This window comes from Photobacterium lutimaris, assembly GCF_003025555.1.
Lineage (GTDB): Bacteria > Pseudomonadota > Gammaproteobacteria > Enterobacterales > Vibrionaceae > Photobacterium > Photobacterium lutimaris.
Genome location: NZ_PYMH01000002.1, coordinates 763,361 through 778,629, shown reverse-complemented (window position 1 = coordinate 778,629; position 15,269 = coordinate 763,361). Strand labels below are relative to the sequence as shown.

The window sequence follows — 15,269 nt, the reverse complement described above, 5'->3', positions numbered from 1 at the left end:
TCGGCTTGTGCTGGTTCAGCGTCGTCAGATTTCACTTCTTCAGTTGATTCAGCTTGTGCCTGCTGGGCAGCCTTGCGTGCTTTGGCACGGGCAACGGCAGCAGCGACAGCGGCTTTTTTAGGATCGACTTCGGCTTGTGCTGGTTCAGCGTCGTCAGATTTCACTTCTTCAGTTGATTCAGCTTGTGCCTGCTGGGCAGCCTTGCGTGCTTTGGCACGGGCAACGGCAGCAGCGACAGCGGCTTTTTTAGGATCGACTTCTGCTTGTGCTGGTTCAGCGTCGTCAGATTTTACTTCTTCAGTTGATTCAGCTTGTGCCTGCTGGGCAGCCTTGCGTGCTTTGGCACGGGCACGGGCAATGGCTGCGGCAACGGCATCTTTTTTGCTGTCGGCAGATTGGCCGAAAGCCGTATCAGAAGCGCTGTCAGGAGAACTTTCGTGTGCTGCTAGCTTGGCTGCTTTGCGCTCACGAGCCTGACGCTTACGCTCTTCGCGTATCTTAGCCATTTCACTATTATCAGGTACGGCACTGTTGATCTTAGGTGCTACTTTGTCGGCATTGGCGGCTTCAGCTTGTTTGGCTTTCGCGCGGGCAATGGCTGCTGCGACGGCTGGCTTCTGACCCGCACCGTCAGAGGCGGCTGCGGCTTGTTTGGCCTTGACCCGGGCAATGGCTGCTGCGACGGCATCATCGCCGCCTTTTGTGGCCATATCTTTGCGTCTGTCTTCAGCCGCTTTCTTGAAGCGATTTTCGCGGGCGGCTTTATCACGCTCGAATCGAGCTTGTTTAGCTTCAAAGCGTTGCTTAGCACGCTCGGCATTGGCGGCTTCTTGCTGGTTAGCCCAAATCTCGGCTTTGGCCTTGCGATAGTAGTTAACCAGTGGGATTTCACTTGGACAAACGTAGGCACAGGCTCCGCATTCGATACAATCGAACAGGTTGTACTCTTCACATTTATCGTAGTCTTTATCTTTGGCATACCATTGCAACTGCTGAGGCAGCAGTGATGTCGGACAGGCATCTGCGCAGGCACTGCAGCGGATACAGGCCATTTCATGGGTATGAAGTGGCAGTTCGCGACGTTTAGGCGTCAGGATACAGTTAGTGATTTTGGTGATCGGTACATGGGCATGTGGCAGGGTGAACCCCATCAAAGAGCCACCGATAATCACCCGTGGGTATTTCCTGTCAGGCTTGTAGCCAAAGTTGTCGAGCAGGAAGGATATCGGTGTACCTAGGCGTGCAAACACGTTACCGCGTTGTTTGAAGGCTTCACCGGTTAGGGTCACGACGCGCTCGATTAACGGTTCGCCGTCAACAATTGCCCGTTTGACCGCAAAGGCCGTCCCGACGTTTTGCACCACGACACCCACCGCAGACGAGCGTGATTGGCTCGGTACTTCACGGCCAGTAAGCACTTTTACCAGTTGCTTGGAGCTACCTGAAGGGTATTTGGTCGGGATAACGCGAATGATAATGTTGTCTTCAGGAGTCACACACTTTTCAAGCGCTTTAATTGCATCCGGTTTGTTATCTTCAATGCCGATCAAGGTAAGTTTCGGTTTCACGATATGGCGTAGGATCCGTATCCCTTCGATCACTTCTGCGGCATAGTCCTGCATCAAGCGGTCATCGGCAGTAATGTACGGTTCACACTCGGCTGCATTGATGATCAGAATATCGGCCAGACCCAAACTGCCCTGTAGCTTACGTCCCGTTGGGAAACCTGCGCCACCAAGGCCTGCAATGCCGCTCAGACGGATCGCATCAATCAACTCTGCGGGTTCAAGAGATTGGTAGTCGGCAATCTTATGTTGTGAGCCCCACAGATCTTCGCCATCGCTCTTGATGACAATACTCAAATCGCTCAGACCAGAAGGGTGGGCGGTGGTTCTTTGTTCGATCGCCGTTACGGTACCAGATGTCGGGGCATGAATAGGGACACACATACTCATATCACTTTTGGTCAGTGGCTGACCTTTTAGTACCTTGTCACCGACACTGACGAGGATCTCGCCTTTGGTTCCGATATGCTGCTTGAGCGGCAATACCAGTTCCTCTGGGATACCGGCTGATGTAATTGCCGTGCGGTTTGACAGCGTTTTATTTTCCGATGGGTGAATACCGCCTGGGAAGTCCCACAGCTGACCCTGCTTGATTTGTTCAATAATAGACAGCATGTTACTTCACCGTGCTTTCAGTGTTATCGACTGGAATATTGACAACTGGGATCTGGTTCAAATCCCATTTCCAGTTCTCTGGCGTCGTTGCTAGCGGTACCATTTCAATACAATCGGTTGGACAAGGCGCAACACAAAGATCACAGCCGGTGCATTCATCCTTAATAACGGTATGAAGTGCCTTGGTGCCGCCAACGATGGCATCGACAGGGCAAGCCTGGATACACTTGGTACAGCCAATACACATGTCCTCATGGATAAAGGCGACTTTCTTGATGCTTGTATCAGCATCATGGGCAGATTCTTGAACTTCAACGCCCATCAGGTCTGCTAGCTTCTCGATTGCTTGCTGGCCACCAGGCGGGCACTTGTTTATAGCATCACCGTTAGCGATGGCTTCAGCATAAGGGCGACAGCCGGGATAGCCACACTGGCCGCATTGAGTCTGCGGTAAAATCGCATCAATCTGCTCGACGATAGGATCGGCTTCGACTTTGAATCGGATTGAGGCAAAGCCCAGAATAAGGCCAAAAATAGCGGCCAGGGCTGCAATGGCAATCACAGCAATGATTAATCCACTCATGTTACAGTTTCACCAATCCAGTAAAGCCCATAAAGGCAAGTGACATCAGGCCGGCAGTGATCATGGCAATCGAAGCACCTTTAAATGGAGCAGGCACATCTGCGGCAGCAATTCGCTCACGCATTGAAGCGAACAGAATCAGTACCAGAGAGAAACCGGCGGCAGCACCGAAACCATACACAACCGATTCAATAAAATTGTGTCGTTCATTGATGTTGAGCAGGGCAACACCCAAAACGGCACAGTTTGATGTAATCAGTGGTAGGAAGATGCCCAAAAGGCGGTAAAGGGTTGGGCTTGTTTTGTGAACCACCATCTCTGTGAACTGCACGACGACCGCAATCACAAGGATGAAGCTCAGCGTTCTGAGATATTGGATGCCCAGAGGTACAAGAATATAGGTTTCGACTAAGTAAGCACACACTGACGCCAGTGTGAGTACAAAAGTCGTAGCGAGTCCCATCCCAATGGCCGTCTCCAGTTTTTTGGAAACCCCCATGAAGGGACAAAGTCCTAAAAATTTAACCAGTACAAAGTTGTTGACCAACACTGTACCTACGAGAAGGAGTAGGTATTCAGTCATACCGCATAATACTATTTGCAAAAGATCTTTATATTATCTTCCTTTGTCGCACCTATAACAACTCCCCAGGAGCAGGGTTTTTCCACTTCGCCGACCTTTTCGCCATTCATTGCTGCAAAGTTAATGCAACATTATGTGTTATTTACATTTAAGTGGGTGTTTTTATACACCTAGGCAAACTCTCACCCTGCGAGGTACTCAATCGTCCAATACGGAGCCATTGGTATAGCAACATGGCTTTGAGAGCGCCTTGAATCGTCGATTAGAATCTCTTGAAATTATCTTGAACGCATTGCTGGTTGATTTACATACAGTTCTGCTTTTGTTCGCAGAAAATTCATGCATCAGTCATTTTGTGGTCTAAAAAAGGCTTGATTTCCCTCAGCCCTGTCTGCACAAGGGTTTATCTTAGTTATCCACGGAAACTGTGGATAAGTGTGTTAATTGATCCTTGGGAACTAGGGGTTGAGTTCATCTCTATGCCGTTGCGGTTAAAATGTGAGCATGATCGGATATGCAATAAACCACTGTTATAGGGGGAATGATAGAGGGGAATAATGTGCTGGTGAATAAACTTAGAGTGATTACTTTAGCCGAGTTTTAGGTGTAATTATGCTGTGAATTGATATAAATCAAATCTTGGATAAGTTGTGGAAAGCTTCTTCAAATATGTATTTGAAGACATTGGATGAAATTGTAACTGACTGGAGGGTAAACAGACTAGGGTTGCTGCGTGGGCGGTGATAATACGGTGTTGGGTTGATATCGTCAAGCAAAAATACTGCGGGTTTGGGCCTGAAAGAACCACTCCAGGAAGTCATCCCCACTGGAGTGGTATTCGGGTGTTATGGAGCTAGTTGGCAGCCGTTAGCAGACAGGGAGTTTTGATAGACCACTTCACCTTGTGGTTCATAATCTGTGGCATTGATTATTTCTTTGTTTTCAAAAAAACGTTTTAAGACATCGGCGTCAACATTACCGGTATCAATGAACTGGAGGATTGGGTAATTGTCACCCCCGTTAGCGTTAAAGCTTGGTATCGTGAAAATGTAGGTATCATCAGGGTTGTAGGCTTTATCGCCCAGTGTGTTGATGTCTACGGTGCCAGCCTCACAGTCAACCGCCATATTTACCCCAGAGAATTGCGCATAGGCACCAGACTCAACCTGTTTGGTGGCGACTTCCCCAAGGTATTCAGTGACCTCGGTACCTGTCATCTCGACATAGCCAACAGTGTTACCGAATGGCTGTACAATTAACACATCTCGGTAAGAAACCTCATAGCCATCAATGTCTTCACTGTTGATTGAGTCACGTACCCCGCCTGAGTTCATGATACCGAAATCAGCGTTAGGCACTGATTCGGTTTGAGCTGCAGCAATCAGTCGTCCGAGGTTGGTTTGCTGGGAACGCACAACGTTTCTGTCACCGACAAGCTTGCCATTAAGGGTTGCGATGATATCGCCAAGGGCCTCGTCACCTTTGTTCTGGAATTCTTCAAGGATAGAGAACAGTACTTGGTCTTTCTCGATTTCGTTACCGATAAAGACTTTATCGCCATTTTCGTCCTCTTCTTTCAAGTTGACCGGTATGAGTTCATAGCTGACCAATGTTAGCTCGCCGTCGTTAAGCTCGAAGTCGGCTCGGCCAACATATTTACCCCATTCATGAGCTTGCATTATGTATGTGCCGTTTTGTTTATCGGGCATACAATCATCACCTGGCTTAAAGTCGGTGTCGTAGTTGTTGGTACCGGGCTCCATACATACCGGGTTTTGTGAGTGTCCCCCAATGATTGCATCGAGTTTTCCTGCCTCAAGTGATCGAGCAAGGGTGACATCGCCTGGCGCATTACTACCATTATCCCCATTTTGATAATGGCCCATATGGGTTGTTGCTAATATGACATCAACGGTTTCATTGGCTTCAATTTCAGCAATCACCTTTGCGGCTTCATCTGCGGTATTACGGAACTCTAGATCAGAGACATATTCAGGGTTACCGATCCGGCCGGTATCTTCTGTTGTTAGGCCGATCACCGCCACTTTGACGCCATTGACGTTAAATATGTCATAGGGCTTGAATAAACGCTCGCCACTGTTCTTTTCATAAATGTTGGCAGACAACATCGGGAAGGAGGCCCATGCGCGTTGTTTTTCTAATACATCGCGAGGATTATCAAACTCATGGTTTCCAACTGCCATTGCATCGTACTGAATATGGCTCATACCGACGAAATCAGGTTCGGCGTCCAATAGGTCAGATTCTGGTACACCTGTATTGATATCGCCGCCAGAAAGTAACAATACTTCGCCACCCTCAGCGGTGACTTCTGCACGGAGTTGGTCAATTAAGGTCTTTCGCGCCGCCATACCGTATTCGCCATCAGCGTTATGCCAGAAGCGTCCATGGTTGTCATTGGTGTGTAACACCGTGAATTTTAACGTTTCATCATCATCACTGGAGCAGCCTGCCAGTGACAGTAAAATTGATGCTGATAGTGCGCTTTTAATAAAGTTCTTTTTGTTTATAAATTTCATAGTAAGAATTTTGCCGTTTGCTGATGTAGGTCGTTTGGTCATGTTTCTATGTCAATCTAACGCACATAGAAAAAGACAAAAGTAGCTATTTATTGCTTTAAAACAACGGTCAAAATGTTTGAACATGGGCAGGATCACTGCGTATGCCCAAATTACGGTCAATAGTGTAATTAGTATCGATAAAACAACAGGGAACGTTACAAGTGATTGATTATTAAGCTTGAATTTGAATTGTGTGATGGGGGCGGTAGAATGTTATCTGGTATTCGTAATAGGCCGTAGTCAGTACGCTTAAAACGAATTTCTTCACGCCTGCACCGCGTGTTTTAGTGTTTTATACCTTGTGCTAATGATGTGTTAAGGCTGACTCTATACTGATAACAGCCAAAAGAGCGCAGTTGCTTGTTATTGACATGCTCGTTAGCTGCTGCACAATGTCATGTACACTGATCATATAGCCAGTACGGAATCATGATGGATAAGTCTAGCTCTAAAACCTTTACACTCTCTTCCCGCTATTCTCCTTCTGGTGATCAGCCAACGGCTATCCATCAGTTACTTGAAGGGCTGGATGCCGGACTGGCCCATCAGACCCTGTTGGGGGCTACGGGGACGGGTAAAACCTTTACTGTCGCCAATGTGATTGCCGAGACGGGGCGGCCAACAATGATCTTGGCGCCGAATAAGACATTGGCCGCACAGTTGTATGGTGAGATGAAGGAATTCTTCCCGGATAACGCGGTCGAGTATTTTGTTTCTTATTACGATTACTACCAACCTGAAGCATATGTGCCAACGACGGATACCTTTATCGAAAAAGATGCGTCGGTGAATGCTCATATCGAACAAATGAGGCTCTCCGCGACGAAGGCGATGATGGAAAGGCGTGATGTCATCATCATCGCTTCAGTATCGGCTATATATGGCCTGGGTGATCCTGATTCCTACTTGAAAATGATGTTGCACGTTCGTCGTGGCGATATGCTCAATCAGCGAGATATATTACGCCGGTTGGCGGAGTTGCAATATAAGCGCAATGACATGGCGTTCGAGCGGGGCACATTTAGGGTACGCGGGGAGGTGATTGATATCTTCCCTGCGGAATCTGAAAAAGATGCCATCCGTCTTGAGCTGTTTGATGATGAAGTTGAGTGCATTAGTGTGTTCGATCCCCTAACGGGGACGCTGTTAAATCGTGATTTACCGCGCTGTACCATTTATCCGAAAACTCACTATGTGACTCCCCGAGAAAAGGTGCTTGAAGCCATTGAAGGGATCAAGCTTGAGCTGGAGAGCCGTAAAAAGCAGCTATTAGAAAATAATAAATTGGTTGAAGAGCAACGCATTAGCCAGCGAACCCAGTTTGATATTGAAATGATGATGGAGCTGGGTTTCTGCTCAGGGATCGAAAACTATTCCCGTTATCTCAGTGGCCGTGCTGAGGGTGAGCCGCCACCGACCCTATTTGATTACTTGCCAGCTGATGGCCTGCTGATCATCGACGAATCCCATGTCACGGTATCGCAAATTGGTGCCATGTATCGCGGGGACCGCTCGCGCAAGGAAAACTTGGTGGAGTATGGTTTCCGCCTGCCTTCAGCACTGGATAACAGGCCGTTGAAATTCGAAGAGTTCGAGTCGTTGGCACCCCAGACGTTGTATATCTCGGCGACCCCGGGCAAGTATGAAATAGAAAAGTCCGGAGAAGATATTGCAGAGCAGGTTGTGAGGCCGACAGGCTTGTTGGATCCGGAGATCGAGGTACGCCCGGTAGCGACGCAGGTTGATGATCTGCTGTCAGAGATCCGGATCCGCGAGGCGAAACAAGAGCGGGTGCTGGTGACGACCCTGACCAAAAGAATGGCGGAAGATCTGACCGAGTATCTAACCGAGCACGGGGTCAGAGTGCGCTACTTACACTCTGATGTCGACACGGTTGAGCGGGTGGAGATCATTCGCGACTTGCGTTTGGGCGAGTTCGATGTGCTGGTGGGGATTAACTTGCTGCGCGAGGGCTTGGACATGCCGGAAGTGTCGCTGGTGGCGATCCTTGATGCCGACAAGGAAGGCTTTTTGCGATCGGAGCGTTCGTTGATCCAGACAATTGGCCGAGCTGCCCGTAACTTAGAGGGCAGGGCTATTTTGTACGCCGACCGGATCACCGGCTCTATGGAGCGGGCGATGAGCGAAACAAACCGTCGCCGTGATAAGCAAAAAGCCCACAACGAAGAGAATGGTATTGTACCTAAGGCCCTTGATACGAAAGTGTCTGACATTATGGAGTTGGGGGCGCCAGGCAAGGGCAATAGAGCCAACCGTGCCGCACAGCTTCACAAAGTTGCCGAAAAGAAGGGGACATATTCCTCTATGTCGCCTCAGGAGTTGGAAACTGAAATTCAGCAGCTTGAAAAAGAGATGTATGATGCCGCCCAAAACCTGGAGTTTGAAAAAGCGGCTGAGCTAAGGGATAAAATTCACACCTATAGAGAGCAATTTATTGCCAATAGCTGATTGCTAGGAATCCAATATAAGGTGGCAAAAAACAGGTAAAAAAAAGCCAACCGATAATGTGTTCGGTTGGCGTCATTGTTTTAGTGAATAAACTCCACAAACAACGTCAGTTGGCTAGGTTGACTCTCAGGAAGAGTCATTAGTGTTAAAGCACTATTCGTGCCAATTTTTTATAGTCCTCTTTAATTGCACTTTTTTAAGGGGTTAACAGCAAAATTAGCCATGTATAGTAATTGTTTGTGGATGCTAATTTGCATTTTGCAAAGCAATGTGCGATTCATAATGCTAAAAGCCATATAGGCAGCTATATTTGAGCGATAACATAGAAAAAGTCTTATCGTTTTTTTTCTTTTGTTTACAATTAGTAAAGAGTGATAGGACTTGGAGGGGCAATGGAAAGCAGAACACACCAACGCTGTATTTTGATGGTTGAAGACACAGCATCAGTTGCGGCGTTATATAAGTCATATCTCAACCCTTTAGGAGTCTCCGTGACGATAGTTGGCACGGGGACAGAGGCGTTGGAGTTCGTCAAAGAGGCCACCCCAGATCTTATTCTGCTCGACTTGCGCTTGCCCGACATGGAAGGCATGCAGGTACTTGAGGTCGTTAAACGGGATAATCCGAGTATCCCCGTGGTGATTATGACGGCACATGGTTCTATTGACGTTGCGGTCGAGGCCATGCGCTATGGGGCGAAAGATTTCCTCATCAAGCCCTGCGAGGCTGATCGTCTCAGGGTTACTGTCAACAATGCCTTGAAAGACGAAGATAGAAAGGCGAAAGGCGAGCCTACTCAGTCTACCTCAAAACAATCTGGTGCCCAGTACCAAGGCTTTATTGGTAACAGTTTGCCAATGCAGGCGGTGTACCGTGTGATTGAATCGGCGGCATCAAGTAAAGCGACGGTGTTTATTACAGGTGAGAGTGGCACGGGTAAGGAGGTGTGCGCTGAAGCGGTTCATGCTGCAAGCCCGAGAAATGATAAACCTTTTGTCGCACTCAATTGTGCCGCCATCCCGAAAGAGCTGATTGAAAGTGAATTGTTCGGCCATGTGAAGGGGGCTTTTACCGGCGCATCGACCGAGCGTCAGGGGGCGGTTGAACTGGCCAATAATGGCACGTTATTTCTCGACGAACTTTGCGAAATGGATTTGGATTTGCAAAGCAAACTGCTGCGATTTATCCAAACAGGTACGTATCAAAAGGTCGGCTCTTCCAAAACCAGTACGGTCGATGTCAGATTTGTGTGTGCGACCAACCGTAATCCTTGGCTTGAAGTTCAGGAAGGCCGATTCCGTGAAGACCTCTATTATCGCCTGCATGTTATTCCCGTGACTTTGCCACCATTGCGTGAGCGAGGTGGGGATGTGATGGAGATAGCCCATGCCTTATTGGCATTGATGTCTGTTGAAGAAGGCAAGGATTTCACCCGTTTTTCACCGGAAGTGAGGGCCCTGTTCGAGCGCTACCATTGGCAAGGCAATGTTCGTGAGCTGCAAAACGTTATTCGAAACATTGTTGTGTTAAATTCCGGTGAAGAAGTCGCACTAGAGATGGTTCCTCCACCGATTAACCAAGGTGGCGTTAAAATTGCATCACATCAGCCTGTTGGTGTTGGGAATATTGGGGGGGAGCGTCCTCGGCAAGATCCCAGCGAGACACCAATAATCGATAAGTCGCAGGTTGAGCCACTATGGATTGTTGAAAAGCGTGCCATTCAGGCCGCTATCGATGCTTGTGATGGCAATATTCCACGTGCTGCGGGTTTGTTGGAAGTTAGCCCGTCAACAATTTACCGTAAATTACAGACCTGGCAGGAAGCACAAGGTTAGTTGTAGGGAGAGAAATACATGGCAATGACAATTAATGCAGAGACCATCAAGCGTATGGAAGATGAAGTCGGGCAGGAAACTCTGACATTACTCCTCAATGTATTTAGCGATGAATTGGAACAGTATCAGCGTCAGCTTTCTGAACAGCCTTCGATAAAACAGGTTCGAGAAATCAGCCATGCAATCAAGAGTAGTGCGGCCAGCTTTGGTGCCGATGATCTCGCCGATATGGCTCAGGAATGTGAATCACGCGTCAAGCAAGGTCAGGAAGCGTGGATTCTAGACCACCTGCCTGAATTTAGGCAGATGGTTGAGGGTATGGCGATTGAGTACAAGCGATTAGCCAGCCATGACAATCCGGTGAATAGCCTGTTTTAATTTTTCTCTATCATGGCGCCATTGGTGGTTGCTCGATGCTAGAGAAGTAATATGCTGGTTGTATTTTTCATCCAGCTCCTCACATCGTGCGTCAGTCAGTACTGTATCAATTTGGCGTCCCCCCATAGAGCGCTCACACCAGGTGAGCATCTGGGGCAAACTCATCATGCCTGCTGGCCCTTTTTCTTTATCTAGGTTGGTCACGAATACAATTCGGGCCTGGCACTTTTTCAGGGCTTGCTCGATCTCCTTGAGCAGCAGCGGTGGCATCACGCTGGTTAGAAAGCTGCCAGGGCCAAGCAAAATCACATCGGCTTGCTGTATGGCAACGACGGCTTCCTTAGTGGCAGGCACTGCCGGTTCGATATAAAGTCGTTGCGGCATGTCAGCCAATTCATCGACACTGGTTTCCCCGCAAATGATATCCCCGTTTAATGTCATTGCTGTTAAATCGGCTGGGTGCTCAGTCATTGGCACGATATGGGTTTTTACTTGGAGCATATCACGGATTAAATTGATAGCTTCGAGCGGGCGTACTGAAAGGTTATCCAGTGCTTTAAGCATCAGGTTACCTAGGTTATGACCATTTAGCTCGCCAGTGCCACGGAAGCGGTATTCAAAAATCATTGACCCGACCGACGGCTCAGTAATGAGCTGGTTGATACAGTTTCGGGTATCTCCCCAGGCAATCCCGCCTTGGCAGGCACGGATACGGCCGGTTGAGCCACCGTTGTCAGTCGTGGTCACAATACCGGTAACATTCTCACCTAATGCTGACAGGGCTGAGAGCATACGGCCGAGGCCATGCCCGCCGCCGATGGCAACAATCTTGGCGTCTGTAATACTTTTTACTGTAGGGGGTAACATCATTGGTTGAAAAGTGTGAGCTAATTAGATTCTTCGCAGTGTATCGCGTTAGCTATAATGAATACAAACAATGTGCTTATGGTGGTATATCTGTCACGGAATGTGGGCGTAGAGCGAATAAAAAACGCCCTCTATAGATTGAGGGCAAAGTGGTTAGTACGGCAGTTGAAGCGGTTGATGCAAGTATTTGTTAATGTGGCTGTTGCATAATGCTGATCAGGTAATCATAGGTATTGAGGCAGCTAGGTGCACTCAATAGCATTTGCTTTTCGCTGGCCGGGACCGGAAGCAATTCTAGCCAGCGCTGACATAACCAACTTAGGTTATCAAACTGCTTTTTCTGGTGAAGATCACCGAGTTCCGGATGCTTACTGAACATTTGCTTGAGTTTTTCAGCCAGAATTTGTTGATCCTGACGCACTTCTGTTTTTGGCCATGGTGGAATGAACTGGCAATCACCGCAGAAGAAGCCCTCGTCGGTTTCTTCCATATGATCAATCGTGAAATTTTCGTGTCCTGCTACGGTAACGATTAAACAACCGTTATTTGGCGAAACATCAAAGTCTTCAACAGTGACACGGGTGCCGATTTGAAAGAAATGGTGGTCGTGTTCATCTTGGTCGAACATACAAACACCAAAAGTGTTACCTTCTCGCAATGCGGCTTTGAATGCAGCCATTTGTGGCCCCGGAGCGATACGAAGAGGGATGCGTCCACCGGGTAAGACGTGGCGTTTTTGGAATAGTAGCGGTATGTGAGTTTTCATAGTCTAATCCGGTTGCTGACTGTCTGATGAATTAGACATTGCAAATGGGATACCAAGATTACATACCGCTTAAAATAGGTTTTCAGCGCGTTTGACTGTGTTTATCTTTTTAAAATGCAAAAAAGTACCAATTTGGCATTTGCATTTTGCAAATTATTTCTGATTCGCAATTATTTTCATTGCGTTATCGCTAGGTAGTAACTCCAGGTGGCTCTGCTCATCAAAGTACCAGCCCTTGATTAAACCTTTTTCCTGCATGTCGAGAAAACCGTTGATAACAAGTTTGGCCTGCTCACGGGCATGGGCTAAGTCGAGTCCCTCTTCACGTTGCAAGTAGAGGGCAACATCATCGACGGTTGCTGATTCAATAATATTGGACATAATATCCTCACTTTTAGTCAGAAAAATTAAAGCTAATCCCTTTAGTAGTATTGTCGTGAAATGTGCTGAACGGTAGAATGCACCACGAAAAAAACGGAGAGTTTGCCTGTATGGCGATTCCTCTGATATTTTTATAACTAATACGCTATTGTGCGCATTTTGGTTTTATCCGGTGCTGTACAATTGCCATGCTCCGAGCTTTTTTCACTAAGTGCCTCACTGTGGGGGATATGTGACTGAAGCCAGTGACAAGTTGTCACCAGGGTCGATAAAGAAATGCATCGGCCTCCCGTACTTGGAAAGGTGTTCCGTGGCGAAACAATTTGAAGATAATCACCATCGCAAGTTCTATTACTTGCGTTTGTCGGTTACAGACGTCTGTAACTTTAAATGTACCTATTGCCTGCCTGATGGCTACCATCCTCAACAGAAGAAAAAGCCATCCTTCCTAACGCTAGATGAAATTCAGCGTGTAACAGGGGCGTTTGCCGAGTGTGGCACGTCAAAGGTGCGCATTACTGGCGGTGAGCCAAGCCTACGCCGTGATTTTACCGATATCATCCGTACGGTTGCCGGGCAGCCAGGTATCCGTAAAGTCGCGACGACGACCAATGGCTACCGTATGGCAAAGCATGTCCATCAATGGCGTGAAGCGGGCTTAACCCATATTAATGTAAGTGTTGACAGCCTTGACCCTAAAATGTTCTACCAGATCACTGGCGAGAACATGTTTAATCAGGTCATGGAAGGCATTGATGCGGCATTTGATGCTGGGTTTGAGCAGGTCAAGGTCAATACTGTTCTGCTAAAAGATCTCAATTCCCAGCAGCTGCCGCAGTTCCTTGATTGGATCAAGACGCGACCAATCCAGTTGCGCTTCATCGAACTGATGCAAACTGGTGAAATGGACGACTTGTTCAATAATCACCATGTATCCGGTGTCAGTATCCGCAATTACCTGATTGCCAATGGCTGGGTACTAAAGCTGAAAAGCAATAATGACGGTCCGGCACAAGTGTTCTGTCACCCTGATTACAAGGGTGAAATCGGTCTGATCATGCCTTACGAAAAAGATTTCTGTAAGAGCTGCAACCGTCTGCGCGTTTCAGCATTGGGTAAATTGCACCTGTGCCTGTTTGGTGATCATGGTGTGGAGTTGCGCGACCTGCTTCAGCAGGATGAACAGCGTGATGAGCTGATTGCCCGTATTCAAGGGGGCTTGGAGGAAAAAGCTGTGAGCCATTTCCTTGATGAAGGCAATACCGGCATGACACCGAACCTAGCTTCTATTGGTGGCTAAGCGCCACCCTTTCTAATTTTCTTTTTCTGTTTTGGGACAGACGAATGAACCAATTTACGCATATTAATGCTTCAGGTGAAGCAAACATGGTTGACGTGTCAGCAAAGAATGACACGGTTCGAGAAGCGCGTGCTGAAGCTTTTGTGCACATGGCACCGGAAACACTTGAGCTGATCGTTTCTGGCCAGCACCATAAAGGCGATGTATTTGCCACAGCTCGTATTGCCGGAATTCAGGCTGCAAAAAGAACATGGGATTTGATCCCTCTTTGCCATCCTCTGCTGCTGTCGAAAGTTGAAGTGCAGTTGGAAGCGATTGATGCCGAAAACATGGTTCGGATTGAGTCTTGTTGTAAGCTGGCTGGCAAAACGGGTGTAGAAATGGAAGCGCTGACTGCAGCCTCTGTTGCGGCATTGACTATTTATGACATGTGCAAGGCTGTCCAGAAAGACATGGTGATTGGACAAGTGCGCCTGCTAGAAAAAACGGGCGGTAAATCTGGACATTTCAAGGTGGAATCATGATTAACGTATTATTTTTCGCACAGGTCAAAGAGCTTGTTGGCGTTGATCGTCTGGAAGTCACCGCTGAATTTGCTACCGCAGAAGCGTTGCGCCAGCACTTGGTTACAAAAGGTGACAAGTGGCCGCTAGCATTGGAGCAGGGTAAACTGCTGGTGGCAATTAACCAGACAATCAGCTCGCTGGATAGTGAGATAAAAGACGGCGACGAAGTGGCCTTCTTCCCGCCAGTGACGGGGGGCTAGTGATGATTTCTGTTCAGTTCGACGATTTTTCGGTTGCTGATGAATATGAGCAATTATCGCAAGGGACAGATGCCGGTGCGGTTGTAACGTTTGTCGGAAAAGTACGTGATTTCAATCAAGGTGATGCTGTCACCGGATTGTCGCTGGAGCATTATCCGGGGATGACCGAAAAGTCTCTCGCTGCTATTGTTGAGCAAGCAAGTGAGCGTTGGCCGCTACTGAAAACTCGCGTGATCCACCGTGTGGGTGATTTAGCATTGGGCGATCAGATTGTGTTTGTTGGCGTGACCAGCGCTCACCGTGGTGCGGCATTTGAAGCCTGCGAGTTTATTATGGATTTTCTAAAAACCCGCGCACCGTTCTGGAAGAAAGAGCAAACCCCTGATGAGTCTCGCTGGGTTGATGCCCGCGACACGGATACCAGCGCCGCCGACCGTTGGCAGGAAAAATAAGAAATAATGTATTGCACCGGTAAACATACCGGTGCAAAGTCCCATCGTCCATCGTCCATCGTCCATCGTCCATCGTCCATCGTCCATCGTCCATCGTCCATCGTCCATCGTCCGCATAATCTTTCTC

General features: G+C 47.9%; 14 protein-coding genes and 1 riboswitch. Of the genes, 7 read left to right on the top strand and 7 right to left on the bottom strand.

The window, feature by feature from the left end:
• From rsxC to ushA, 4 genes are all read right to left on the bottom strand, one after another.
• Nucleotides 1–2,180: electron transport complex subunit RsxC (gene rsxC, locus C9I99_RS09015; RefSeq protein WP_107348503.1), on the bottom strand; the 2,180-nt coding region annotated here is incomplete at its 3' end.
• A 1-nt stretch (nt 2,181) separates the two neighbouring features.
• Complete coding sequence (gene rsxB, locus C9I99_RS09010; RefSeq protein WP_107348502.1) at nt 2,182–2,763, bottom strand: electron transport complex subunit RsxB; 582 nt, start codon at nt 2,761–2,763, stop codon at nt 2,182–2,184.
• A 1-nt stretch (nt 2,764) separates the two neighbouring features.
• Nucleotides 2,765–3,346 carry an electron transport complex subunit RsxA gene (rsxA, locus tag C9I99_RS09005; protein WP_039456871.1) on the bottom strand — a complete coding sequence of 194 codons (582 nt, stop codon included), beginning with the start codon at nt 3,344–3,346 and terminating at the stop codon, nt 2,765–2,767.
• Between the two features lie 845 nt (nt 3,347–4,191).
• Nucleotides 4,192–5,886: a bifunctional UDP-sugar hydrolase/5'-nucleotidase UshA gene (ushA, locus tag C9I99_RS09000; RefSeq protein ID WP_107348552.1), complete on the bottom strand. Its 1,695-nt coding sequence runs from the start codon at nt 5,884–5,886 to the stop codon at nt 4,192–4,194.
• Between the two features lie 474 nt (nt 5,887–6,360).
• Between ushA and uvrB the strand changes: the two genes are divergently transcribed.
• The 3 genes from uvrB to C9I99_RS08985 all read left to right on the top strand — a co-directional run bounded on the left by uvrB (nt 6,361) and on the right by C9I99_RS08985 (nt 10,610).
• On the top strand, nt 6,361–8,397 hold the full coding sequence (uvrB, locus tag C9I99_RS08995; protein WP_420849220.1) for an excinuclease ABC subunit UvrB: 2,037 nt from the start codon (nt 6,361–6,363) through the stop codon (nt 8,395–8,397).
• A 392-nt stretch (nt 8,398–8,789) separates the two neighbouring features.
• Nucleotides 8,790–10,232 carry a quorum-sensing sigma-54 dependent transcriptional regulator LuxO gene (gene luxO, locus C9I99_RS08990; protein ID WP_107348500.1) on the top strand — a complete coding sequence of 481 codons (1,443 nt, stop codon included), beginning with the start codon at nt 8,790–8,792 and terminating at the stop codon, nt 10,230–10,232.
• A gap of 18 nt (nt 10,233–10,250) precedes the next feature.
• Entirely contained in the window at nt 10,251–10,610 is a 360-nt protein-coding gene (locus C9I99_RS08985; protein ID WP_107348499.1) for an Hpt domain-containing protein, read from the top strand.
• On the opposite strand, the gene yvcK is transcribed toward C9I99_RS08985, so the two are convergent.
• The 3 genes from yvcK to C9I99_RS08970 all read right to left on the bottom strand — a co-directional run bounded on the left by yvcK (nt 10,572) and on the right by C9I99_RS08970 (nt 12,624).
• A complete protein-coding gene (yvcK, locus tag C9I99_RS08980) occupies nt 10,572–11,477 on the bottom strand; it encodes a uridine diphosphate-N-acetylglucosamine-binding protein YvcK (protein ID WP_107348551.1) in 906 nt (301 codons plus the stop codon). The two genes, C9I99_RS08985 and yvcK, sit on opposite strands and share 39 nt — an antisense overlap.
• A 190-nt stretch (nt 11,478–11,667) precedes the next feature.
• Nucleotides 11,668–12,243, bottom strand: coding sequence for an LON peptidase substrate-binding domain-containing protein (locus tag C9I99_RS08975; protein ID WP_107348498.1), 576 nt, complete (start codon nt 12,241–12,243; stop codon nt 11,668–11,670).
• A 153-nt stretch (nt 12,244–12,396) separates the two neighbouring features.
• On the bottom strand, nt 12,397–12,624 hold the full coding sequence (locus C9I99_RS08970; protein WP_107348497.1) for a hypothetical protein: 228 nt from the start codon (nt 12,622–12,624) through the stop codon (nt 12,397–12,399).
• Between the two features lie 179 nt (nt 12,625–12,803).
• Nucleotides 12,804–12,946: riboswitch (molybdenum cofactor riboswitch) on the top strand.
• Between C9I99_RS08970 and moaA the strand changes: the two genes are divergently transcribed.
• From moaA to moaE, 4 genes are all read left to right on the top strand, one after another.
• Nucleotides 12,935–13,924, top strand: a complete 990-nt coding sequence (gene moaA, locus C9I99_RS08965) for a GTP 3',8-cyclase MoaA (RefSeq protein WP_107348550.1) — start codon at nt 12,935–12,937, stop codon at nt 13,922–13,924. Its footprint overlaps the riboswitch before it by 12 nt.
• Before the next feature lie 44 nt (nt 13,925–13,968).
• Nucleotides 13,969–14,448: a cyclic pyranopterin monophosphate synthase MoaC gene (moaC, locus tag C9I99_RS08960; protein ID WP_107348496.1), complete on the top strand. Its 480-nt coding sequence runs from the start codon at nt 13,969–13,971 to the stop codon at nt 14,446–14,448.
• Nucleotides 14,445–14,690, top strand: a complete 246-nt coding sequence (gene moaD / locus C9I99_RS08955; RefSeq protein ID WP_107348495.1) for a molybdopterin synthase sulfur carrier subunit — start codon at nt 14,445–14,447, stop codon at nt 14,688–14,690. Before moaC ends, moaD begins: the two co-directional genes overlap by 4 nt.
• Nucleotides 14,691–14,692: 2 nt before the next feature.
• Nucleotides 14,693–15,142: a molybdopterin synthase catalytic subunit MoaE gene (gene moaE / locus C9I99_RS08950; RefSeq protein WP_107348494.1), complete on the top strand. Its 450-nt coding sequence runs from the start codon at nt 14,693–14,695 to the stop codon at nt 15,140–15,142.
• Nucleotides 15,143–15,269 lie beyond the last annotated feature (127 nt).